Raw genomic sequence first — 21065 nt, forward strand, 5'->3', positions numbered from 1 at the left:
GCGCGGCGGCTAAACCCGGGCGAGCGCCCGGGCCACGACGTCGAGCCCGGCCGCGCGCGACGCCTTGACCAGCACGGTGTCGTCCGGCCCCAGGTGCTCCTCCAGCCAGGCCACGGCGGCCGGGATGTCGCCGAGACCGATCCCGCCGGCCGGGTGGGCCGCCGCGCCCACCGCCAGCACCACGTCCACGCCGGCGGCGCGCGCGAAGGCGCCGACCTCGGCGTGGGCCGCCGCGGAGGCCGGGCCCAGCTCCCGCATCTCGCCCAGGACGGCGACCGTCCGGCCCGCGCGCCCGCGGCCGATCGACACGAGCGCCCGCAGCGCGGCGCGCATCGACTCCGGGTTGGCGTTGTAGGTGTCGTCGATGACGATCGGCCCGTCGTCGCGCCGGGACACCGCCATCCGCATCGGGGAGGCGCGCTCGACCGCGCTGAGCCGCCGCGCGATCGCCGGCAGGTCGCCGCCGGCGGCCAGGGCCACCGCCGCGGCGCCCGCGGCGTTGACCACCTGGTGGGCGCCCGACTGCTGCAGGCGCACCGGTTGCCACGCGCCCGCGTACCCGAGCGCGAACGACGGCCGGGCCAGCCGGTCGAGGCGTACGTCGCGCCAGGTCACGTCGCCCCGGAGGCCGAAGGTGAGCACCCGTGCGGGCGTCGGCATCCCGGCCACCCGCGGGTCGTCGGCGTTGAGGACCGCGACCCCGGCGCCGGGCAGCGCGGCCGGCAGCTCGCCCTTGGCCGCCGCGGTCAGCTCCAGCGAGCCGAACGCGCCCACGTGCGCGGACCCGACCCCCAGCACGGCCCCGACGTGTGGCGGCGCGATGTCGCACAGGTAGGCGAGGTGCCCCACGCCCCGCGCGCCCAGCTCCAGCACCAGGAACTCGTCGCGCGGGCGCAGTCGCAGGGCGGTCATCGGTACACCTAGTTCGTTGTTCTGGTTGCCCGCGGTCGCCACCGCGCCGGGCAGCAGCGCCGCGAGGTAGTCCTTGGTGGTGGTCTTGCCGTGCGAGCCGGTCACCGCCAGCACCGTCGGCGCCACCGCCGCGACCACGTGCCGCGCCAGCCGGCCCAGGGCGACCACGGGATCGGCCACGACGACCGTCGGGCGGCCGGTCGGGCGCGAGCCGAGGACGGCGTGGGCGCCGGCGGCGAAGGCGTGCCCGTCGGCCCGCTCGCCGGCGATGGCCACGAACAGGCCCCCGGGGTGCGGCGCGCGGCTGTCGAGGTACGCCGGGCCGGTGACCACGAGCGTGGGATCACCGCACACGGTGCCCCCGGTGACGGCGGCGATCTGGGCCAGGCTGAGCGGGATCATGGCTCGATCCTGGGCGGAACGGGGCCGGCCGGCCTCCTCCCCCGGGCCCGGCGGCTCCGCCTTGAGGACCGATCATCGGCACCTCAGACGGAGGCCCCGGGGCGGGCCCGCCGGTCACCGTGTTGACCATGACCGTCCTGCTCTCCGATCCACGGGTGTCCGCCGTTCCTGTCTGCGACGTCGACGAGCCCCTCGTCGCCCTCGACCCCGGCTTCGGACCCGGCCGGGCCCTGGTCCGCCGCGAGCTGGCCGCTCGCCTGGGCACCGCGCGGGCCGCCCTGCCCGCGGGGGTGCACCTGCGTGTGGTGGAGGGCTACCGGCCGGCGTACCGGCAGCAGGCGATCATCGAGCGCTACTCGGCCGAGCTCCGGGCCGTCCGGCCCGACATCGGCGAGCCGGAGCTGCACACCCTCACCAGCCGGTACGTCGCCCCGCTCGCGGTGGCGCCGCACGTGGCCGGGGCGGCGGTCGACGTGACCCTGGCCGACGCGTCCGGGCGGGAGCTCGACCTGGGTACCGCGATCGACGCCACCCCGGAGGCGTCCGGCGGCCGCTGCTACTTCGCCGCCGAGGGGATCAGCCGCGAGGCGCGGGCCAACCGGGACCTGCTCGCCCGGGTGCTGGGCCGGGAAGGGCTGGTCAACTACCCCACCGAGTGGTGGCACTACTCCTACGGCGACCGCTACTGGGCGCTGGCCACCGACGCCGTGGTCGCCCTGTACGGCCCCGTGTCCCGGTGAGCCTGCTGGCGCTGCGCCCGCAGGCGACGCTCGAGGTCGACCTGGGCGCCGTCACCGCCAACGTGCGCACGATCCGGTCCCGTACGGCCGGCGAGCTGATGGCGGTGGTCAAGGCCGACGGCTTCGGCCACGGCCAGGTCGACGTCGCGCGGGCCGCGCTCGCCGGGGGCGCCACCCGCCTCGGCGTCACCAGCATCGACGAGGCGCGGCCGCTGCGTGCGGCGGGCCTGACCCAGCGGGTCCTGAGCTGGCTCAACCCGCTGGACGCCGACTTCGCCGCGGCGGTGGCGCTCGGCATCGAGCTGGGCGTGCCCGGCCTGGACCACCTGCATGCGATCGCGCGTACCGCCCCCGGGGCCCGCATCCACCTGCAGCTGGACACCGGCATGGGGCGGGACGGCGCCGAGCCCGCCCAGTGGGACCGGCTCTGCCGCGCCGCCCGGCGGGCCGAGCGGGACGGCCGATTACAGGTCGTCGGGGTCATGGGCCACCTGCCCTGCGCCGACCGGCCCGGCCACGCCGCGAACGCGTCGGGGCGCAACCGGTTCGCCTGGGGCCTGCAGGTGGCCCGGGCGGCCGGCCTGCGCCCGGCCGACCACCACCTCGCCGCGACGGCCGCCACGCTCAGCGATCCGCTGTCGCACCACACCATGAGCCGTATCGGGGCGGGGCTGGTGGGCATCGACGAGTCGGGCACGCTGCGGCTGCGGCCCGCCCTGACCCTGACCGCCCCGCTGGTGACCGTCCGCAGCGTCCCGGCCGGCACCGCGGTCGGTTACGGGCACACCTGGACGGCCCGGCGCGCGACCCGGCTCGGCCTGATCCCGGTCGGCTACGCCGACGGCCTCCCCCGGCTGGCCTCGGGCCGCGCCGAGGTCTGGGCCGGCGGCCGGCGCCGCCCGGTGGCCGGCCGGATCTCCATGGACATGACCGTCGTCGACCTGGGCCGCGACAGCCCGGCCGCCGTGGGGGACCCGGTGACCGTCTTCGGCCCGGGCGAGCACGGCGAGCCGACCACGGCGCAATGGGCCCGCTGGGCCGAAACCCTCGAACACGAGATCGTCACGGGCCTCAGCGCCCGCCTGCACCGGAGGAGCGCACCATGACCAGCACCCGCGTCGCCGTGATCGGCGGTGGCCGCAACTGCGAGCACGAGGTCTCCCTCGCCTCGGCCGCCGCGGTCGCCGACACCCTGGACCAGGCGGGCTACGACGCCGTCCGCCTCACCATCGACCCCGCCGGCGTCTGGCGGGACCGGGAGGACCGCCCGATCGCGCTGGCCGGGGCGGTGCACGCCCTGCGCTCCTGCGCGGTGGCCTTCCCGATGCTGCACGGCCCGCACGGCGAGGACGGCACGCTGGCGGCGCTGTGCGACCTGGCCGACGTGCCGTGGGTCGGATCGCCGCTGGGCGCCGGCGCGCTGGGGATGGACAAGTGGGCCACCAAGCTCGTCGCCGGCGCGCTCGGCATCGCCACGGCGCCCGGGCGGCTGTTGACCCGGGCCGGCGCGGACGCGTACACCTTCACGCATCCGGTCGTGGTCAAGCCGGTCGCCGCCGGCTCCAGCCTCGGGGTCACCCTGGTGCGCGACGCGGCCGGGCTCGGGCCGGCGCTGGACGCCGCGTTCGCCCACGACGCCCGGGTCCTCGTGGAGGACCTCGTGACCGGCCGGGAGATCGACGTGGCCGTGCTGGGCCGCCGGGACGGATCGCGGGTCGTGGCGCCGGCGCTGGAGATCGTCGTGCCCGACGGGGAGATCTTCGACCACGCCGCCAAGTACGGCGGCGCGCCCGACTTCCGCATCCCGGCGCCGCTGGACGAGGCCGACCGCAAGGACCTCGAGCGGGCGGCGGTGAGCATGTACGACGCCCTGGGCTGCGCCGGGGTGGCCCGGGTCGACTTCTTCCTCACCGCGCAGGGGCCGGTCCTCAACGAGGTGAACACGACGCCGGGCTTCACCGCGCAGTCGCAGGTGCCCAGAATGTTCGCCGCGACCGGAATGTCCTTTGCCGCGCTGCTCGACCTGCTGGTGCGCGATGCGCTGCCGGCCTGACCTCGCCGTTGCTTTGCCGGACGGGCCGTGCGGATGGTTCGCTTGAGGTGACCCGACCCGCGTACCTGGAAGACCCGATGACCGAGACCGACTGGCGCCCGTGGTTGCCCGAGGCGATCACGGCGATTGTCGTGCTCGCGTTCGGCCTCACCGAGGCCCTCGTGACCTGGGCGGTGACGGGCGGCAACCTCGTCGGCTTCGCGCAGGCGGTGACCGTCGCCTTCGCCGTCGCGCTGTGCCGCCGCGCGCCGGAGGCGGCGCTCGGGCTGGTGTGGGGGCTGGGCCTGCTCCACGTGCTGTTCGGCGCGCCGCTCATGCTCATCGAGTTCGCGCTGACCGCCGTGTTCTACGGCGGTGCGCGCTGGGGCCGCCCGCCGACGGTGGTGATGAGTGCCCTGTCGGTACCGCTGGCCGTGGTCGTGGCGTTCGTCCTGCACGACGGCAACACCGTCAGCCTGCACCTCCTGCTGGGCGGATCGCGGCTGGGCGTCCTCATCCGCGAGGAGTCGACCCTGCGGCTGGCCATGGCGCTGATCGGGCTGCTGGTCGTCGCCGCGCCCTGGCCCGCCGGGCTGCTGGTGCGCTCCCTCGAACGGGCGAGCACCTCCCGGACCGCGATGCTCGCCGCCGAGGAGGTCGCCGCCGGGGCCCGGCGCGAGACGGAGCACGCCCACGAGATCGCGCACCTGCGCGACCAGCAGACCCGGCTGGCCCGCGACGTCCACGACGTCGTCGGCCACTCGCTCGCGGTGATCCTGGCGCAGGCCGAGTCGGGGCAGTACCTGGACGACACCGAGCGGCTGAAGAAGGTGCTGCAGACGATCGCCACCTCGGCGCGCTCGTCCCTGCGCGACGTGCGCCAGGTGCTCTCCTCGACCCAGGACACGGGACGGGGCGACGCGGACCGGTTCGAGGGCCTGATCGCGGGCGTACGCAGCGGCGGGCACGAGATCGTCGTGACCGAGCTGGGCGCCCCGCGCCAGCTGCTGCCGGACGCCGCCGAGGTGGCCTACCGGGTGCTGCAGGAGATGCTCACCAACGCCATCAAGCACGGCCGGCGGGATCGGCCCATCACGGTGGAGCGGGGCTGGCCGCCCGGGGGCGGAGCGGGGGTCCTGCGCATCGAGGTGACGAACACGACCGAGCCTGCCGATCCCGCCGGGACCGCCAACGCCGGGCGCGGCCTGGACGGCATGCGGCGGCGGCTCGAGGCGATCGGCGGCCGGCTCGACGTGCGGCGGCCCGAGAGCGCCACCTTCACCGCCGCCGCGTTCGTGCCCGTCCGGGGCGGCGCGGGATGAGCGAGGAGATCACCGTCCTGCTCGTCGACGACCAGGAGCTGTTCCGCGAGGGGGTACGGGTCATCGTCGACGCCCAGGAGGGCATGCGCGTGGTCGGCGCGGCCGGGGACGGCGTGGAGGCGGTCCGCCTCGTCGAGGAGCTGCAGCCCGACGTCGTCCTCATGGACGTCCGAATGCCGCACATGGACGGCGTCGAGGCGTCCCGGCAGATCTTCACCCCCGAGCGGGTCGCCCGCCGGACCAAGCCGGTCCGCGTGATCGTGCTGACCACGTTCAACCTCGACGACCGGGCCGCCACCGCGATCCGCCACGGCGCGAGCGGCTTCCTGCTCAAGGACACCACGCCGCTGATGCTGCGCGACGCGATACGCACCGTCCACGGCGGCAACGCGGTGCTCGCCCCGCAGGACCTGGCCACCCTGCTGGACCAGCAGTTCCAGGCCGAGACGGCCCCGCCGGCGGCGTTCCTCGGCCTGACCGACAAGGAGCGCGAGGTGTTCACCGCCGTGGCCCGGGGCCTGTCCAACGCGGAGATCGCCGGCACGGTGTTCGTCAGCGAGTCCACGGTCAAGACCCACGTGGGCGCCATCCTGCGCAAGCTGGCCCTGCGCGACCGGGTCCAGATCGTCGTGTTCGCCTACGAGCACGGCCTGGTCTGAAGCGGCACGCAGCCACCGCCTGGGATCAGGCGCCACCCGCCAGGGCACCGGAGATCCGCGACGACCGCGGCGGCCGGCCGTCCAGGCGCATCCGCGCGTGGGTCGGGCTCACCGTTGTGGTGCTGTACGCCATCGGCCGACGACAATTGCTCAGCGGACTCACCGCCGGCTTCGGCCGCTGGACCCCGACCATCACGCCGACGAAAGGCCCGACCTGTGACATCCGAAATTCACGTGGCGACCGACGGTGCCGACTCCGCCGACGGCTCGGCGGCCCGGCCGTTGCGCACCATCGGCCGGGCCGCGGAGCTGGCCCGCGCCGGCGACACCGTCATCGTCCACGCCGGGCAGTACCGGGAGTGGGTCAAACCCCGCCGGGGCGGTCTGAGCGACTCCCGCCGTATCACCTACCAGGCCGCCGCCGGCGAGCACGTCGTCATCAAGGGGTCCGAGCGGATCACCGGCTGGGAGCCCGACGGCGGCACCGTGTGGAGGGCGACGGTGCCGAACACCCTCTTCGGCGACTTCAACCCCTACGCCGAGGAGGTCGCCGGCGACTGGACCGTCTACCGCAAGGGCGCGCCGCACAAGCACCTCGGCGAGGTCTACCTCAACGGCCGCAGCTTCTACGAGGTCGCCTCCCGCGCCGAACTCGACGACCCGCCGCGGCGCACCGAGGTCCTCGACCACTGGACCGGCACCACCGTCGCGATCGGCGACCCCGAGCAGACCAGGTACGTCTGGTACGCCGAGGTCGGCGCCGACGCCACCACGATCCGGGCCAACTTCCAGGGCGCCGACCCCAACGCCGAGCTGACCGAGATCAACGTGCGCCGGTCCGTGTTCTACCCCGACGCCCACCACCTCGACTACATCACCGTCCGCGGGTTCGAGCTCGCCCACGCCGCCACCCCGTGGGCGCCGCCGACCGCCGACCAGCCCGGCCTCATCGGCCCGAACTGGGCCAAGGGCTGGATCATCGAGGACAACGTCATCCACGATGCGAAGTGCTCGGCCGTCTCGATCGGCAAGGAGGCGTCGACCGGCCACAACTACGCCAGCGACCGCGGCGACAAGCCGGGCTACCAGTACCAGCTGGAGTCCGTCTTCACCGCCGTGCAGCACGGCTGGGACAAGGAGACCATCGGCTCCCACGTCATCCGCCGCAACACCATCCGCGACTGCGGGCAGACCGCCATCGTCGGCCACCTCGGCGGCGTGTTCTCCACCATCGAGGACAACCACATCCACGACATCGCCGTCAAACGCGAGTTCTACGGCTACGAGATCGCCGGCATCAAGCTCCACGCCGCGATCGACGTGACGATCCGGCACAACCACATCCACCACTGTTCGCTCGGCGTCTGGCTGGACTGGCAGACCCAGGGCACCCGGGTCTCCCGCAACGTCCTGCACGACAACCGCCGCGACCTCTTCGTCGAGGTCAGCCACGGCCCGTACCTCGTCGAGCACAACGTCTTCGGATCGCCGGCCGCGCTGGAGGTGTTCAGCCAGGGCGGGGCCTTCGTCCACAACCTCGTCCTCGGTACCGTGCGCCTCGAGCCCGTGCTGGACCGGGCCACCCCGTACCATCGCCCGCACAGCACCCAGGTCACCGGGTACGCGGTCATCCTCGGCGGCGACGACCGGTGGATCGGCAACCTCTTCGCGGGCGCGGACCCGGCGGCCGCCTACGGCCCCGACGCCGAGGGCAGGGCCCCGGCCACCGCGGGCACCGCCGGCTACGACGGGCACCCGGCGTCGTTCGAGGAGTACCGCGACCGCATCGACGCCCAGCCGCCCGGCGACCACCAGCGCTTCGCGGGCGTGCGGCAGCCCGTCTACGCCCGCGGCAACGTATACGCACCGGGCGCCCGGGCGTTCGCGGGCGAGCACGGCGCGGTGGTCCTGCCCGCGGCGACACTGTCGATCGACTCCGAGGACGACGCCTGCTACCTGGCCGCCGACCTGCCCGCGGAGTTCGACCGCGCCCGGCTCGGCCCGATCGACGGCCGCGACCTCGGACGGGTGCGCTTCCCCGACGCCGAGTTCGAGGAGCCGGACGGCACCCCTGCCCGCCTGGACGTCGACCTCACCGGCGAGACCCGGCCACCCGGCTTCCCGGCGGCGGCCGGGCCGGTGGCGGGCCTCACCGCCGGGAGGAGCCGGGTCCGGATCTGGTAGCCCTCCGGTGGAGGCCGACACGACCACGGGCACGGTCCGCCGCTCCGACGTGCCCGGCGCGACCGTCGACGCCGTCTGGCGCCGCTTCCACGCGGCCCTGGAGCCGCTGCGCCCGCGGCTCGGGACGGTGCTGCTGCAGTTCCCGCCGTGGCTCGCCCACGGCGAGGCCGCGATCCGGCGCATCGAGGACACGATCGCCCGCCGGCGAGGCCCAGCGCGACGGGGCGCGCCTGGCCGAGCTGGTGGGCGTGCGGATGGCCGCCTGAGCCGGTTCAGAGCAGCGACAGCTGCCCGGTGACCGGCTGCAGCTCGTCGTGGCGCGCCGGGCCGATCGCGCAGCACGTCGCCGTGCCGGACACGACCTGCGTGCGCCCGGCGTCGTGGACGACCTCGACCGGCAGCCGCGCCTCCTCGGCCGCGGCGACCACGAGCCCGAGCGTGTCCTCGTCGGCGACCTTCAGCACGACCTTCGGCTGCCCGGCGCGCCACCAGTCGGCGAAGGCCGGGGTGGACTGGCTGCGCAGCGCGGCGATCACGGCGGCGTGGGCGGCCTGCGCGGCCATCTTGCCCTTGCCCATGCCGAGGTCGGTGCGCATCACGATGACGAGCCGGGTTTCGCTCATCTCACAAGGTTAGGTCGAAGCGTCGCATGAGGACCGGCGCCACGAGTACCGCGGCCGCGAAGATCGCGACCGTGGCGAAGACGGTGCGCAGGAAGACCGTCTCGGTCTTGTCGCCGGCGGTGAGCGCGATGCGGTGCGGCAGGCCGATGCAGCGCCACATGCGCCGGCCGGTCGGGATCGGCCACAGGATCGGCGAGCCGTGCCGGGTGATCATGTCGCCGAGCAGGTGGATGAGGCCGCCGATGCCGACGGCCACGCCGAGCAGCGGGTAGCCGCGGTCGCCGGGCAGCCGCTCGTAGACGACGAAGGCCGCGCCGGCCGCGGCGAGCGTCACGATGACCCAGCCGGCGCGCTCGGCCCACTTCTCGAACAGGCCGCGCAGGGCGAGGGCGAAGGCGAAGAAGAGCACGCCCATGACGGCCCACTTGCCGTAGGCCTGGCACAGGGCGAGCGTGCCGTACCCGACGCCGACGTTGAACACGATGGTGTGCGTGAGCGTGCGGTGGCCGTTGCGCCGCGGCGGGTCGTACTTCATGCGCGTGAGCTTGTAGACGCCGAGCGAGAACTTCTCGATGCACTCGGCGAGGAACAGCGAGAAGACGCCGAACGTGTGCGCGACAGTCGCGCCGCCCTGCCGGCTGGTGACCCGGCCGGAGAGGTCCAGGTCGGGCACGAGTGCGCCGCCGGCGCAGATCGCGGTGCCGACGGCGAGCTGGAGCGGCGTCTGGTGGTAGTGCCCGAGCTGCTCCAGCGCGAGCGACCCCGTCAACCAGACAGCCGCCCCGGACAGCGCATGCGAGGAGCCCATCATGCGCAGTGACTATCCCAGGTGGACGGTCATTCGTACATAGGATCTACAGTCGCATCAATGTGCCCGCAACGTCGAGTGTCGTTGCCGTCATCCGCGCCGCGGCGTCCGAGGCCAGGTAGAGGGCCGCATAGGCGGCGTCGTCCACGGTGGCCTCGCGAGGTGTCCAGGACACGACATTCGCGCGCACGCCGGACAGCGCGAACAGCCGCGCGTAGTGCTGGGTGAGCGCCGTCACCCCGCCGCCGACCGCGTTGGTGGCCGGGTCGGTGCCCACGGGCGCGAGCGTGACGACCGCGCCCGTGCCGGACTCGGCCATGGCGGGCACGAACGCCTGCAGCGCCAGGAAGGTGGCGGTCAGTCCACTGTCGACGGTGCGCTGCCAGCCGCCGGCGCGCTGTTGGCCGGGCAGCACGAAGAGCAACTCGGGCGCGCCGAGCTCGCCGAGGACACTGTGCCGTACGGCATCCATGGCCGCGGCGTCGGCGCACTCCAGCCCGGTGGCGACGACCCCGACCGCCTCGGCGCCGTTCCAGCGCAGCTCGTCGACGAGGTCGGCGAGGGACAGCTCGTCGGGGCCGACGACGGCCACGCGCGCGCCGCGCTCGGCCAGCAGCCGGCAGACGGCGGCGGCGACCCCGTCGGAGCCGCCCAGCACGACCGCGATCCGGCCCTTGAGCTCAAAGGATGATCCAAACACGACGGCCCCTCCCCGGGTCGCCGGGGGCCGCCGTGTGGCGACGGCGGCCCCCGTCCTTGTCAGCGGCTCCAGCCCTGCTTCTGGTCGGACGCGGCCCCCCACGGTCCGCGCCCCCAGTCCCCCCGGCCGTGCCCGTGGTGATGTCCCCACGGCCCGCGGCCGAAGCGCGGGTGGCCGCCGTAGGCCCGCCAGCGCGCATGGCGGGCCAGGCCGAACACCATGAAGAAGAGCGGGATCGCCGGCCAGAAGAAGTGCGCGCCCGAGAGCGCCCACAGCCCGGTCAGCGCGGCGGCGACGACGGCGACGAAGCCGGCGTGGCCGAACAGGTGCCGGCGACCGTCCCGGGCGAACTGCTCCCGGGCCTCCGGCGTCTCGTGCAGCCCGCGCCGCCCCCCTTCGGGCAGGTCGGCGGTGAGCGGCGGCAGCTCGTCGCGGAACTTCGCCGCGTACACCTGCGCCAGCCGCTCCTCCCCCTCCTCGAGCGTGAGCCGGCCCTCGGTCATGCCGGCCCGCATCATGTTGGCGTATTGTTCGCGCTCCTCGTCCGAGGCGCGCACCCTCTCGCCGGCCATGTCGTCGGCCCCCTTCCGTTGATGGACTCCAGCGTGCGGCAAGCGCGGCGCCGGGCGCGTCGCACCGGGGACGGCTCATGCGGTACCTCCGGCGACGCAGCCGGGCCGGGCGTGTACTCCCGCGGGAGTAGTCGCCGCCGCGCCGGGAAGGCGATGCCGCTGGTGAACCGCCTCCACTACGGTTTGTGCCGTGAGGAGAAACGCGCCGTGGGCCAGCGAAGAGCGCGCCGCGCACCTCGAGCGCAAGCTCAAGCGCTTCGAGGAGCGGCTGGAGCGCCGCCGCGGGCAGAGGTTCCGCGGCCCGCACTCCGTGCCGCTCGCGGTGTTCCTCGCGCTCGTACAGGTCTTCGGCACCCGCGCCGCCGCCTACGGCTCGACCGGCCACACCCTGGACGAGACCGGATACCTCCTGCTCATCGCCGGCCCGGCCGCGCTGCTGTTCCGCACCCGGCTGCCGCTGTTCGCGCTGGCCGGGGCCCTGACGGCCACGGTCGCCTACTTCTCGCAGCTGTACCCCAACGGGCCCGGCTTCATCGCCGCGCTCGTGGCGGTGTTCAGCGCGCTCAACGCCGGCTTCCGCTGGCTGACGTGGCTGGCCGTCATCGTGGCGTACACCTCCTATGTCGTCCTGGTCCTTCCCCACGCCTCGCTGGCCCGCCTGGTGGTGATCGGCGTGTGGTGCCTGATCATCTCCGTCTTCGGCGAGGCGGCCCGGGCGCGCGGCCTGCGGTACAGCCAGATGGCCCGCGACCGCGCCCACCAGGAGGCCCTCGCCCGGGCCGAGGAGGAGAAGGCGCGCAAGGAGCAGCAGCGCCGGCAGGCCAGCGACGAGCGGCTCCTGATCGCCCGCGAGCTGCACGACGTCATCGGCCACCACCTGTCCCTGATCAACGTCCAGGCCGGCGTCGGGCTGCACCTCATGGACGAGCAGCCGGAGCAGGCCCGCGTGGCGCTCAGCGCGATCAAGCACGCGAGCGCCGAGGCGCTGCGCGAGACCCGCGCCGTCCTGGCCGGGCTCAACCCCGGCGAGGCGGCCCCGCGCACGCCCGCCCCCGGCCTCGCCGACCTGGAGCGCCTGGCCGGCGAGGCCCGCGGCGCCGGGCTGCCGGTCACCGTCGACACCGTCGGCCCGCCGCGTGCGCTGCCGCCGCAGGTCGACCGGGCGGCGTACCGCATCGTGCAGGAGGCCCTGACCAACGTGCGCCGGCACGCGGGCCCGGAGGCGACGGCCACGGTCGTGGTGGCCTACGGCCCGCGCGCGCTGACCCTCACCGTGACCGACAACGGCGTCGGCGCCGCCACCCCGGCCCCGGGCCCGGCCGCCGAGTCGGGCGGCAACGGCATCGCCGGCATGCGCCACCGCGCGGCGACGTTCGGCGGCTCGGTGGAGGCCGGGCCGCGCGACGACGGCGGCTTCGAGGTCCGCGCGACAATCCCCCTGAGCGAGGAAGAGACGACGTGATAAAGGTTCTGCTCGCCGATGACCAGGCCCTCGTGCGGGCCGGCTTCCGCGCCCTGCTCGACGCCCAGTCCGACATCGAGGTGGTGGGCGAGGCCGCGGACGGCGCGGAGGCGGTGCGGCTGACCGCCCGGACGCGCCCCGACGTGGTCCTCATGGACATCCGCATGCCGGTGCTCGACGGGCTGGAGGCGACGCGGCAGATCGCGGCCGACGCCGCCCTCCGCGACGTCCGGATCGTCATCCTGACCACGTTCGACCTCGACGAGTACGTCTTCGAGGCGCTCCGCGTGGGCGCCAGCGGCTTCCTGGTGAAGGACACCGAGCCGGTGGACCTGCTGCGCGGGGTCCGGGCCGTGGCCGGAGGCGACGCCCTGCTCTCCCCGGGCGTGACCCGCCGCCTGATCGAGGAGTTCGCCAGCCGCTCCCGCGCCCCGCTGGCCCCCATGTCGCTGGACACGCTGACCGACCGCGAGCGCGAGGTCATGGCCCTGGTCGGGGCCGGGCTGTCCAACGAGGACATCGCCACGAAGCTCTTCGTGAGCCCGGCGACGGCCAAGACGCACGTGAGCCGGGCCATGATCAAGCTCGGCGCCCGCGACCGCGCCCAGCTGGTCGTCTTCGCCTACGAGGCGGGGCTGGTCCGCCCCGGCTGGCTGGGCTGAGCGCTCCCGCCGCCGTCGAGGCCGTTGCGGGCGATCACGGCGCGGTACCACTCGGCGCTGGCCTTGCGCCGCCGGTCCCGCGTGGCCGGGTCGACGCGGATGAGGCCCCAGCGCTGGGAGTACCCCTCGGCCCACTCGAAGTTGTCCAGCAGCGACCAGACGTGGAAGCCCTGCAGCCGTACCCCGGCCTGGACCGCCCGGTGCGCCGCGGCGAAGTGGTCGCGCAGGAACGCGATCCGGTCGTCGTCCTGCACGTCGTTCGTGGTCGGCATGCCGTTCTCGGTGATCGTGAGCGGGATGTCGCCGTAGTCGCGCTTGATGCGGGTCAGCAGGTCGTACAGGCCGTCGGGGTACACCTCCAGCCAGGTCGCCTGCGTCGTCGGGTGCTGTTTCACCCGGCCGCCCTTGGCGTCGACGAAGACCGGGTTGTAGTACTGCACCGCGAGCAGGTCCGTCCGCTCCCCGAGCACGGCCGCGTCGCCGTCGCGGACCGCCGCGCGGACGGGCGCCGGCTGGCCCGCGAGCCACCCGTCGGGGTACTTGCCCAGCAGCACCGGGTCGAGCCAGCGCCGGTTCTCCTCGACGTCGAGGGTGGCCGCCTGCTTCGCCGCCCCGGCCGAGCCGTCCGCGGCGTACACCGGCGAGAGGTTGAGCGCCGCGCCGATCCCGCCCTTGCGCCCGCTCGCCCGGAACGCGCGCACCGCGAGCCCGTGCGCGAGCAGCAGGTGGTGCCCGGCCACGTTGGCGATCTTGCGGTCCTTGATGCCCGGCGCGTGGGTCCCGGTGACGTACCCGAGCGACACCACCGTTTTCGGCTCGTTGAGCGTCAGCCAGGTCGTCACCTTGTCGCCGAGCGAGTAGAACATCTGCTGCGCGTAGTCGGCGAACCACTGCGCACAGTCCCGCTGCTCCCAGCCGCCCCGGTCCTGCAGCGCCTGCGGGGTGTCCCAGTGGAACAGCGTCGCCACGGGGGTGATCCCGCGGGCGAGCAGCCCGTCGGCGAGCCGGTGGTAGAAGTCCAGGCCCTTGGCGTTGAGCGCGCCCCGGCCCTGCGGCAGCACCCGCGACCAGGAGATCGAGAACCGGTAGCTCTTCAGGCCCAGGTCCTTCATGAGGTCGAGGTCCTCGTAGAGCCGGTGGTAGTGGTCGGCCGCCACGTCCCCGGTGTCGCCGCCGTGCGTGCGCCCCGGCTGGTGGCTGAACGTGTCCCACACCGACGGCCCGCGCCCGTCCTCGGCCGCGGCCCCCTCGATCTGGTACGCCGACGTGGAGGCGCCCCACGCGAACCCGTCCGGGAACCGCAGCGGACCCGCGGCCGGCGTGGGGGCCTGGGCGGGGGCCGCGGCGGAGCGGCCCGGGGCCGGATCGTCCGGAGAGCAACCCGCGGCGACCGCCCCGGCGGCGGCGAGGGTGAACAGGTGACGCCGTCGCATCCCAACGACGGTAGCCGGTCGGCACAACGGCCACGAACGGCGAACCGGCCCGAACGACGAAACGGCCCCGAACGACGAAACGGCCGCCCCCGGAGCGGGAAGCGGCCGTCGGTGCGCCAGGCGTGATCAGTCGGCGAGGTTGACGATGCCCTGAGCCCAGCGGAAGTACTTGTTCGTGCCCAGGTCACGGACGGTCTTGATGCCGAAGGCGGCCTGCAGCTTCTCGGCGTCGCCCTCGCTGACGCCGGCGATCGCGGTGACGGGGGCGTCGGCGAGCTCCTGCGCGCTCTTGCCTTCCCATTCCTTCATGAGCTTCTTTTCCAGACCAAGCATGTCGCGCTCCTTCTCTCGGTGAAACCCGCGCCAGGCTACGTCGCACGCCTACCGGCTGCAACGTGAGGGGTGCCAGCCGAGTGTGCCGTTCTGCTTGCCACATCGCCCGTTTCGCGGAGATGATCGGCTGATGAACAGCCAATGGGGGCTGACGATCCCTCTTACGGGGATCCCGCTGCCCGATCACGCTGCGTTGCTCGCCACGCTACCGGATCTCGGGTACACGGACGTCTGGTCCTCCGAGGTCGCGGGCACCGATGCCTTCACCCCGCTCGCACTCGCCTCGGCCTGGTCGCCCCGCCTGCGGCTCGGCACCGCGATCGTCCCCGTCTTCACCCGCGGGCCCGGGCTGCTGGCCATGCAGGCGGCCACCCTCGCCGAGGCCGCGCCGGGCCGGTTCGCGCTCGGCATCGGGGCGTCGTCACCCGTCGTGGTCGGCGACTGGAACGCGGTCCCGTTCGACCGTCCGTTCGAGCGCAGCCGCGACATCCTGCGGTTCCTGCGCGCGGCCCTGGCGGGCGAGCTCGTCGACGGGGTCTTCGACACCTTCGAGGTGCGCCGGTTCCGGCTCGAGCGGGCTCCACAGGTACCGCCGAAACTGCTTCTGGCCGGTCTTCGCGGGCGCATGCTGCGCCTGGCGGCGGCCGAGGCCGACGGTGCGGTCCTCAACTGGCTGTCGGCCGACGACGTCGCGACCGCGCGGGCCGAGCTGGCCGGGGCGCCGGACGGCTTCGAGATCGCGGCGCGCATCTTCGTGTGCCCGACCGACGACGCCGCCGAGGCGCGGGCGACCGCTCGCCGGCTCATCGCGGCCTACCTGACAGTGCCGGCGTACGCGGCGTTCCACCGCTGGCTGGGGCGCGGCGAGGTGCTCAAGCCGATGTGGGACGCGTGGGCGGCCGGCGACCGCAAGGGCGCGCTCGCCGCGATCCCGGACGAGGTGGTTGACCAGCTCATCGTCCACGGCTCGCCCGGCACGTGCCGCGCCCACGTCGAGCGCTATGCGGCCGCGGGCGTGACGACGCCGGTGATCGCGCTGCTGCCGACGCGGGACCTGATCGCCGGCGGCGCGCCCGCGCTGCTGGAAACGCTGCGAGGCCTGGGGGCGCGGTCGTGAAGGTGGACGGGAAGGTCGTGGTCGTCACGGGGGCGGCCGGCGGGATCGGGGCCGCGCTGGCCCGGCGGTTCGCCGCGGAGAAGGCGGCCGCGCTGGTGCTCGCCGACCTCGACGGGGCGGCCGCGGCGGAGCTCGCGGCGACGCTACCCGGCGAGGTGGTCGGGGTCGAGGCCGACGTGACGAGCGAGGAGCAGGTCGCGGAGCTCGTCGGGGAGACGGTCGAGCGCTTCGACCGGATCGACCTGTTCTGCGCGAACGCGGGCATCACCAGCGGCGCCGGGCTGGAGGCGTCGGCCGAGACGTGGGCGCGGACATGGGCGGTGAACGTCATGTCGCACGTGTACTCCGCGCGCGCCGTCCTGCCCTCGATGCTCGAGCGCGGCTCCGGGTACCTGCTGCACACCTGCTCGGCCGCGGGCCTGCTGACCGCCGTCGGGGACGCGCCCTACGCGGTCACCAAGCACGCGGCGGTGTCGTTCGCGGAGTGGCTGTCCATCACGTACGGCTCGCAGGGCATCCGGGTCAGCGCCCTCTGCCCGCAGGGCGTGGACACGCCGATGCTGCGCGACGGCCTCAAGGAGGGCCACATCGGCGCCAAGGTGACCGCGGCCGGCGGTGCCGTGCTCTCCGCCGAGTCGGTCGCCGACTCGGTCGTGGCCGGGCTCGAGGCGGAGAAGTTCCTGATCCTGCCGCACCCCGAGGTCGCCCGGTACTACCTGCACCGCGCCACCGACACCGACCGCTGGCTCGCCGGGATGCGCGGCCTGCGCGACACCCTCGCATGAGGCAGCCCGACGTGCTCCAGCCGGCCCTGGACGTGGTCGTGCCGTTCGTCCGCGGCCGCCCGGGCCGCACCATCGTCGGCATCTGCGGCCCGCCCGCCGCCGGGAAGTCGACGCTGTCCTCGGCGCTCGCCGACGCCCTGAATGTCCACGATGGACTGTCCAGCGCCTCGGTGCCGATGGACGGGTTCCACCTGTCCAATGTGGAGCTCGACCGGCTCGGGCTGACCGACCGCAAGGGCGCGCCGGAGACGTTCGACGCGGCCGGGTTCGTGCACCTGCTGCGCCGCCTGCGCGCGGGCGAGGACCTCGTCTACGCGCCGATCTACAGCCGCACCCTGCACGAGTCGATCGGCGGCGTCATCCCCATCGCCTCCGGCGTGCGCGTGATCGTGGTCGAGGGCAACTACCTGCTGCTCGACCACGGCCCGTGGGCGTCGGTGCGCGGCCTCGTCGACCTCGTGCTGTACCTCGACGCGCCGGACAAGGTGCGGCAGGAGTCGCTGGTGCGCCGCCAGCTGGCCAAGGGCCTCGACCGGCCCGGCGCCGAGGACTGGGTCTTCCGCAGCGACGAGCGCAACGCCGCCGTCATCGCCGGCACCCGGGACCGGGCCGACCTCATCCTGACACGCTGAACAAGCGCGCGGCGTTGTCCCACAGCACCGCGCGCAGCCAGTCCTCGCCGAGGTCCAGGCGTTGCAGGGCCTCGATCTGGTGCTCGTACGGGTACGGGATGTTCGGGAAGTCGCTGCCGAGCAGCACCCGCCCGGCGAGCCCCAGCTCCCGCACGCGGGGCAGCAGCGCGGCGGGCGGCCTGCCGAAGAAGTCGGTGAACACCATCGTGGTGTCCAGGTGTACCGCGGGGTGGCGCTCGGCGAGCGCGAGGAACCCGTCGTACTCCGGCGCCCCGAGGTGCGCGACGACCGCGACGAGCCCCGGGTGCCGGCGCAGCACCTCGCCGAACGGACCCGGCCCGGTGAACCCGTTCGCGACCGGCCCCGACCCGGCGTGCACGACGACCGGCACCCGCGCCTCGGCGAGCAGCCCCCACACGGGGGCGAGCTCGGCCGCGCGCGGGTCGAAGCCGCCGACCTGCAGGTGCACCTTGAAGACCCGGGCCCCGTCGGCGACGGCCCGCCCGACGTACCCGGCCACGCCCGGCTCCGGGAAGAAGGTCGCGCTGGCCAGGCATCCGGGCGTGCGCGCCGCGAAGTCCATCGTCCACGCGTTGAGGTCCTCGGCCATGCCGGGCCGGTGCGCGTAGGCGAGCGCGGTGAAGTGGCGCACCCCGAAGCCGCGCAGCTGCGCGACGCGCTCCTCGTCGGAGCCGCGGTAGAGGATCGGCCAGGGCCGGCCCAGCAGCGGGCCGGCCTCGTCGAAGTAGGCCCAGACCTTGCGCAGCATCCGGGGCGGCAGGAAGTGCGTGTGCACGTCGAACAGCACATTTCGAACTTAGTGATGAGTTGTCGTGGCCGCACCCGTCTCACGTACGACGGAACACGACAAGCGGAAGGATGACGCCATGAGCGTGGGTGAGCTGGGCGAGATCGACGAGACGGCCTTCTCGGGGCTGGCGCGGCGGCACCGGCGGGAGCTGCACGTGCACTGCTACCGGATGCTCGGCTCGTTCGAGGACGCCGAGGACACGGTGCAGGAGACGTTCCTGCGGGCGTGGCGGCGGCGGGAGACCTTCGAGGGGCGCTCGACGTTCCGGGCCTGGCTGTACCGCATCGCCACCAACGCCTGCCTGGACCTGCTCGCCAAGTGCCGCCCGGAGCCCGCGACCGGCGGCGAGGTGCGGTGGCTGCAGCCCTACCCGGACCGGCTGCTCGACGAGCTGCCCGCGGGCGGCGCGGACGAGCCGGAGACCGTCGCCGTCGCGCGGGAGACCATCGAGCTGGCGTACCTGGTCGCGGTCCAGCACCTCGCGCCGCGCCCGCGGGCCGTGCTGATCCTGCGCGACGTGCTCGACTGGACGGCGAAGGACGTCGCCGAGCTCCTCGGGGACTCCGTCAACTCCGTGAACAGCGCGCTGCAGCGGGCCCGCGCCGGCCTGCGGGAGCACCTGCCCGCCGAGCGGCAGGACTGGACCGGCGGCGAGGGGGACGCCGGGACGCGCGAGCTGGTGCGCCGCTTCACCGAGGCCAGCGTGGCCACGGACGTCGACCGGATCGCGGCGCTGCTGCGCGACGACGTCCGCTTCTCGATGCCGCCCACGCCGGGCCTGTTCGTCGGCCGCGACGCGGTGGTGAACGACTGGGTCGAGAGCGGCTTCGCACAGATGCGGGGCCTACGCGCCGTCGTCACCGCCGTGAACCGGCAGCCCGCCGTCGCCTTCTACCACTGGCGGGCGGCGGAGGGCGCGTACCTGCCGCTGACGATCGACGTCCTGCGCGTCACGGGCGGCGCGATCGCGGAGATCGTCACGTTCCACGCCGACCGGTTCCCGCGGCTCGAGCTGCCGGAGCGCCTGCCGGCGGACCGCACGGAGTAGTCCCGTGCGGACGCTCACGCTGCGCGCGGGCGCGCGGGTCGCGGTGGTCGCGGCCGAATGGCGCGACGCGTTCGGCGTCGTCACCCGCGGGCGGGTGCAGCTGGAGCTGCACGACGGCGCGCCCGGGCCGGTCCTCGGGCGCGACGCCGGGTTCTGGCTCCGCGGTACCGGCGTCCGCGCCCTGCGCAACCCCGGCCGTCGCACGGCGACGGTGCACATCGTCACGCCCGGTCACCGAACGATGGAGGAACGCCATGGACAGCCTGCATGACACCCGGGTCGTCGCCGGCCCGACCCACCGGTTCCGCCGGCTCGCCGGCACCGGCCTCGTCGCCACGCTCGCGGCGATGGCAGCCACCACCCTCGCCGCCGCGCTGGCCGCGGCCGCCGGCGCCGACTTCGAGCTCCCCGACGGCGGCGAGGCGATCCCGCTGCCCGGGTTCGCCGTGGTGACCGGCTTCTTCTCGGTCGTGGGCGTCGCCATCGCCGCCGCCCTGCTCCGCTGGAGCGCACGGCCCGCCGCGCGGTTCGTGTGGACGGCGGTGCCGCTGACCGCGATCTCGCTGGCGCCGCCGCTACTCGCCGGGGCGAACGCCGCCACCGCCGTCGCCCTGATCGGGCTGCACCTCGTGGCGGCGGCGGTGATGATCCCGGCCCTGGCCCGGAGCCTTCAGCGAGTGGGCTCCACGCTGGACGGCGACTGAGCCGGCAGGACCGGCTTGTCGAGCCCCGGCACGTGCACCGCCCCGCAGTCGTTGCAGACGACGTCCGTGGCGAACGGCATCAGGCGGTCCCGCACGGCCGGGAAGTCGCCGTCGCAGCGCAGGTCGAAGCGGAAGCTCGCGGCCAGCGAGTCCGGCTTCGTCGCGGCGACCAGGTCGGGCGCGTCGCTGAAGGCATGCTGGAACTCGGCCCAGGCCTCCTCCTTCGACTGGTACCGGTACGACACGATCTCGGGCGACGCGACGATCGCCGACTGCAGCTGCTCCCGCTGCGGTTCGGTCGTGTACGTCGGCAGGAACGCGCGGGCCTCCGCCGGGGTGCACGACGGGGACGGGGCGGCGGCCGGCCGATGGTCCGCCGACGGGCCGCGGACGACCCCGGCCAGGGCCGCGGCCAGCAGCAGGGTCAGGGCGGCGCCGCCGGCGGCGACCGCGACACGGCGGCGGCGGGCCGCGGCCGGGATGCCGCCCGGGCCCGGCGGGCGCAGGGAAGAGCGCGCGCGGTCGTCCAGGTCGCGGAGGGCGAGGCGAAGGCGCTCGTCGAGCTCAGACATGGTCGTCCCCCTCGTCGGTCAGGTGCTTGGCCAGGGCGATCCGCGCCCGGTAGAGCCAGGTGCGGACGGCGCCCTCGCGCACCCGCGAGAGCTCGGCGATCTCGGCGACGGGGAGGCCGGCGACGTAGTACAGGACCACGGCGCGGCGCTGGTCGGCCGGCAGGGCGGCGAGGGCGCGTTCGAGGGCCACCCGCTCGGGGCCGGGCCCGGCGACCGGCTCGGCCCGCTGGCCGCGCCAGTGCCGCAGGGCGACGCGGGCGCGGCGGATCCGGCTCGTGGCGAGGTTCCAGGCGACGCGGCGCACCCAGGCCGCCGGGTCCTCGTAGCGCGCGATCCGGCCCCAGCGCACCCAGGCCCGGATGAACGCCTCCTGGGTCACCTCCTGGGCCTCCTCGGTGCTGCCGAGGTAGACCGCGAGCTGCCCCGCGATGGTGCCGAACGAGGCGGAGTAGCACTCCGCGAAATCGGGCGGCATGGCCCTCCCGGCGACGGCCGGCGGCGGGACGCCGTCGAGCGTGTGGATCGTCATACCATCTACACGCCCGGCGGCGC

Annotated in this window: 25 protein-coding genes; 15 read left to right on the plus strand and 10 right to left on the minus strand. The window is 74.6% G+C overall.

Going from position 1 to position 21065, the window contains the following annotated elements; genetic code table 11:
* Positions 1–9 precede the first annotated feature (9 nt).
* Positions 10–1314, minus strand: a complete 1305-nt coding sequence (murF, locus tag AB0B76_RS35205; protein ID WP_360383535.1) for a UDP-N-acetylmuramoyl-tripeptide--D-alanyl-D-alanine ligase — start codon at positions 1312–1314, stop codon at positions 10–12.
* A gap of 128 nt (positions 1315–1442) precedes the next feature.
* On the opposite strand from murF, the gene AB0B76_RS35210 reads away from it, so the two are divergent.
* The 7 genes from AB0B76_RS35210 to AB0B76_RS35240 all read left to right on the plus strand — a co-directional run bounded on the left by AB0B76_RS35210 (position 1443) and on the right by AB0B76_RS35240 (position 8549).
* Entirely contained in the window at positions 1443–2054 is a 612-nt protein-coding gene (locus AB0B76_RS35210; RefSeq protein WP_360383538.1) for a M15 family metallopeptidase, read from the plus strand.
* Positions 2051–3160 (plus strand): alanine racemase, encoded by a 1110-nt coding sequence (alr, locus tag AB0B76_RS35215; RefSeq protein WP_360383541.1) that lies wholly within the window; start codon positions 2051–2053, stop codon positions 3158–3160. Before AB0B76_RS35210 ends, alr begins: the two co-directional genes overlap by 4 nt.
* Positions 3157–4107 (plus strand): D-alanine--D-alanine ligase, encoded by a 951-nt coding sequence (locus tag AB0B76_RS35220; RefSeq protein ID WP_360383544.1) that lies wholly within the window; start codon positions 3157–3159, stop codon positions 4105–4107. The genes alr and AB0B76_RS35220 overlap by 4 nt, the downstream gene beginning before the upstream one ends.
* A gap of 47 nt (positions 4108–4154) precedes the next feature.
* Entirely contained in the window at positions 4155–5408 is a 1254-nt protein-coding gene (locus AB0B76_RS35225; RefSeq protein ID WP_360383547.1) for a histidine kinase, read from the plus strand.
* Positions 5405–6067, plus strand: a complete 663-nt coding sequence (locus AB0B76_RS35230) for a response regulator transcription factor (RefSeq protein WP_360383549.1) — start codon at positions 5405–5407, stop codon at positions 6065–6067. The genes AB0B76_RS35225 and AB0B76_RS35230 overlap by 4 nt, the downstream gene beginning before the upstream one ends.
* A 234-nt stretch (positions 6068–6301) precedes the next feature.
* Entirely contained in the window at positions 6302–8251 is a 1950-nt protein-coding gene (locus tag AB0B76_RS35235) for a right-handed parallel beta-helix repeat-containing protein (RefSeq protein ID WP_360383552.1), read from the plus strand.
* A gap of 7 nt (positions 8252–8258) precedes the next feature.
* On the plus strand, positions 8259–8549 hold the full coding sequence (locus AB0B76_RS35240) for a DUF72 domain-containing protein (protein WP_360383555.1): 291 nt from the start codon (positions 8259–8261) through the stop codon (positions 8547–8549).
* On the opposite strand, the gene pth2 is transcribed toward AB0B76_RS35240, so the two are convergent.
* From pth2 to AB0B76_RS35260, 4 genes are read right to left on the minus strand one after another with little or no spacing between them, the layout of a single operon-like run.
* On the minus strand, positions 8524–8874 hold the full coding sequence (gene pth2 / locus AB0B76_RS35245; protein WP_360383558.1) for a peptidyl-tRNA hydrolase Pth2: 351 nt from the start codon (positions 8872–8874) through the stop codon (positions 8524–8526). The two genes, AB0B76_RS35240 and pth2, sit on opposite strands and share 26 nt — an antisense overlap.
* 1 nt (position 8875) lies before the next feature.
* Positions 8876–9685: a metal-dependent hydrolase gene (locus AB0B76_RS35250; protein ID WP_360383560.1), complete on the minus strand. Its 810-nt coding sequence runs from the start codon at positions 9683–9685 to the stop codon at positions 8876–8878.
* Between the two features lie 43 nt (positions 9686–9728).
* Positions 9729–10382, minus strand: coding sequence for an SDR family NAD(P)-dependent oxidoreductase (locus tag AB0B76_RS35255; RefSeq protein WP_360383563.1), 654 nt, complete (start codon positions 10380–10382; stop codon positions 9729–9731).
* 59 nt (positions 10383–10441) lie between these two features.
* Positions 10442–10954 (minus strand): DUF1707 domain-containing protein, encoded by a 513-nt coding sequence (locus AB0B76_RS35260; protein ID WP_360383564.1) that lies wholly within the window; start codon positions 10952–10954, stop codon positions 10442–10444.
* A gap of 190 nt (positions 10955–11144) precedes the next feature.
* On the opposite strand from AB0B76_RS35260, the gene AB0B76_RS35265 reads away from it, so the two are divergent.
* Positions 11145–12416, plus strand: a complete 1272-nt coding sequence (locus tag AB0B76_RS35265; protein ID WP_360383566.1) for a sensor histidine kinase — start codon at positions 11145–11147, stop codon at positions 12414–12416.
* Positions 12413–13078, plus strand: a complete 666-nt coding sequence (locus tag AB0B76_RS35270) for a response regulator transcription factor (RefSeq protein ID WP_360383569.1) — start codon at positions 12413–12415, stop codon at positions 13076–13078. Before AB0B76_RS35265 ends, AB0B76_RS35270 begins: the two co-directional genes overlap by 4 nt.
* Here the strand turns inward: AB0B76_RS35270 and AB0B76_RS35275 are convergent.
* Together AB0B76_RS35275 and AB0B76_RS35280 are read right to left on the minus strand one after the other, a co-directional pair.
* Positions 13039–14511: a GH1 family beta-glucosidase gene (locus AB0B76_RS35275; RefSeq protein WP_360383571.1), complete on the minus strand. Its 1473-nt coding sequence runs from the start codon at positions 14509–14511 to the stop codon at positions 13039–13041. The two genes, AB0B76_RS35270 and AB0B76_RS35275, sit on opposite strands and share 40 nt — an antisense overlap.
* Before the next feature lie 126 nt (positions 14512–14637).
* Positions 14638–14844 carry a hypothetical protein gene (locus AB0B76_RS35280; protein ID WP_360383574.1) on the minus strand — a complete coding sequence of 69 codons (207 nt, stop codon included), beginning with the start codon at positions 14842–14844 and terminating at the stop codon, positions 14638–14640.
* A gap of 148 nt (positions 14845–14992) precedes the next feature.
* Here AB0B76_RS35280 and AB0B76_RS35285 point away from each other — a divergent pair, with 148 nt between their 5' ends.
* Genes AB0B76_RS35285 through AB0B76_RS35295 form a run of 3 tightly spaced genes read left to right on the plus strand, consistent with a single transcriptional unit; the run spans position 14993 to position 17378 of the window.
* Entirely contained in the window at positions 14993–15961 is a 969-nt protein-coding gene (locus tag AB0B76_RS35285) for an LLM class F420-dependent oxidoreductase (protein WP_360383728.1), read from the plus strand.
* Positions 15958–16746, plus strand: coding sequence for an SDR family oxidoreductase (locus AB0B76_RS35290; RefSeq protein ID WP_360383576.1), 789 nt, complete (start codon positions 15958–15960; stop codon positions 16744–16746). The genes AB0B76_RS35285 and AB0B76_RS35290 overlap by 4 nt, the downstream gene beginning before the upstream one ends.
* Positions 16743–17378 carry a nucleoside/nucleotide kinase family protein gene (locus tag AB0B76_RS35295; RefSeq protein ID WP_360383579.1) on the plus strand — a complete coding sequence of 212 codons (636 nt, stop codon included), beginning with the start codon at positions 16743–16745 and terminating at the stop codon, positions 17376–17378. The genes AB0B76_RS35290 and AB0B76_RS35295 overlap by 4 nt, the downstream gene beginning before the upstream one ends.
* Here AB0B76_RS35295 and AB0B76_RS35300 read toward each other — a convergent pair.
* On the minus strand, positions 17362–18186 hold the full coding sequence (locus AB0B76_RS35300) for an amidohydrolase family protein (protein ID WP_360383582.1): 825 nt from the start codon (positions 18184–18186) through the stop codon (positions 17362–17364). The genes AB0B76_RS35295 and AB0B76_RS35300 overlap by 17 nt on opposite strands.
* A 79-nt stretch (positions 18187–18265) precedes the next feature.
* Between AB0B76_RS35300 and AB0B76_RS35305 the strand changes: the two genes are divergently transcribed.
* From AB0B76_RS35305 to AB0B76_RS35315, 3 genes are read left to right on the plus strand one after another with little or no spacing between them, the layout of a single operon-like run.
* Positions 18266–19237, plus strand: coding sequence for an RNA polymerase subunit sigma-70 (locus AB0B76_RS35305; protein ID WP_360383585.1), 972 nt, complete (start codon positions 18266–18268; stop codon positions 19235–19237).
* 4 nt (positions 19238–19241) lie between these two features.
* Positions 19242–19508 carry a hypothetical protein gene (locus tag AB0B76_RS35310; RefSeq protein ID WP_360383588.1) on the plus strand — a complete coding sequence of 89 codons (267 nt, stop codon included), beginning with the start codon at positions 19242–19244 and terminating at the stop codon, positions 19506–19508.
* Positions 19492–19941: a DUF6069 family protein gene (locus AB0B76_RS35315; protein WP_360383591.1), complete on the plus strand. Its 450-nt coding sequence runs from the start codon at positions 19492–19494 to the stop codon at positions 19939–19941. The genes AB0B76_RS35310 and AB0B76_RS35315 overlap by 17 nt, the downstream gene beginning before the upstream one ends.
* On the opposite strand, the gene AB0B76_RS35320 is transcribed toward AB0B76_RS35315, so the two are convergent.
* Positions 19908–20513 carry a permease-like cell division protein FtsX gene (locus tag AB0B76_RS35320; RefSeq protein ID WP_360383594.1) on the minus strand — a complete coding sequence of 202 codons (606 nt, stop codon included), beginning with the start codon at positions 20511–20513 and terminating at the stop codon, positions 19908–19910. The genes AB0B76_RS35315 and AB0B76_RS35320 overlap by 34 nt on opposite strands.
* Complete coding sequence (locus tag AB0B76_RS35325) at positions 20506–21042, minus strand: sigma factor-like helix-turn-helix DNA-binding protein (protein WP_360383597.1); 537 nt, start codon at positions 21040–21042, stop codon at positions 20506–20508. Before AB0B76_RS35325 ends, AB0B76_RS35320 begins: the two co-directional genes overlap by 8 nt.
* Positions 21043–21065: the final 23 nt, after the last annotated feature.

The organism is Dactylosporangium sp. NPDC049140 (assembly GCF_040648435.1).

What these genes read in the sequence shown, in the direction of transcription:
- murF (WP_360383535.1), bottom strand. Translation starts at nt 1,314, where the DNA reads ATGATCCCGCTCAGCCTGGCCCAGATCGCCGCCGTCACCGGGGGCACC.
- AB0B76_RS35210 (WP_360383538.1), top strand. Translation starts at nt 1,443, where the DNA reads ATGACCGTCCTGCTCTCCGATCCACGGGTGTCCGCCGTTCCTGTCTGC.
- AB0B76_RS35220 (WP_360383544.1), top strand. Translation starts at nt 3,157, where the DNA reads ATGACCAGCACCCGCGTCGCCGTGATCGGCGGTGGCCGCAACTGCGAG.
- AB0B76_RS35230 (WP_360383549.1), top strand. Translation starts at nt 5,405, where the DNA reads ATGAGCGAGGAGATCACCGTCCTGCTCGTCGACGACCAGGAGCTGTTC.
- pth2 (WP_360383558.1), bottom strand. Translation starts at nt 8,874, where the DNA reads ATGAGCGAAACCCGGCTCGTCATCGTGATGCGCACCGACCTCGGCATG.
- AB0B76_RS35250 (WP_360383560.1), bottom strand. Translation starts at nt 9,685, where the DNA reads ATGATGGGCTCCTCGCATGCGCTGTCCGGGGCGGCTGTCTGGTTGACG.
- AB0B76_RS35260 (WP_360383564.1), bottom strand. Translation starts at nt 10,954, where the DNA reads ATGGCCGGCGAGAGGGTGCGCGCCTCGGACGAGGAGCGCGAACAATAC.
- AB0B76_RS35275 (WP_360383571.1), bottom strand. Translation starts at nt 14,511, where the DNA reads ATGCGACGGCGTCACCTGTTCACCCTCGCCGCCGCCGGGGCGGTCGCC.
- AB0B76_RS35280 (WP_360383574.1), bottom strand. Translation starts at nt 14,844, where the DNA reads ATGCTTGGTCTGGAAAAGAAGCTCATGAAGGAATGGGAAGGCAAGAGC.
- AB0B76_RS35295 (WP_360383579.1), top strand. Translation starts at nt 16,743, where the DNA reads ATGAGGCAGCCCGACGTGCTCCAGCCGGCCCTGGACGTGGTCGTGCCG.
- AB0B76_RS35305 (WP_360383585.1), top strand. Translation starts at nt 18,266, where the DNA reads ATGAGCGTGGGTGAGCTGGGCGAGATCGACGAGACGGCCTTCTCGGGG.
- AB0B76_RS35315 (WP_360383591.1), top strand. Translation starts at nt 19,492, where the DNA reads ATGGACAGCCTGCATGACACCCGGGTCGTCGCCGGCCCGACCCACCGG.
- AB0B76_RS35320 (WP_360383594.1), bottom strand. Translation starts at nt 20,513, where the DNA reads ATGTCTGAGCTCGACGAGCGCCTTCGCCTCGCCCTCCGCGACCTGGAC.
- AB0B76_RS35325 (WP_360383597.1), bottom strand. Translation starts at nt 21,042, where the DNA reads ATGACGATCCACACGCTCGACGGCGTCCCGCCGCCGGCCGTCGCCGGG.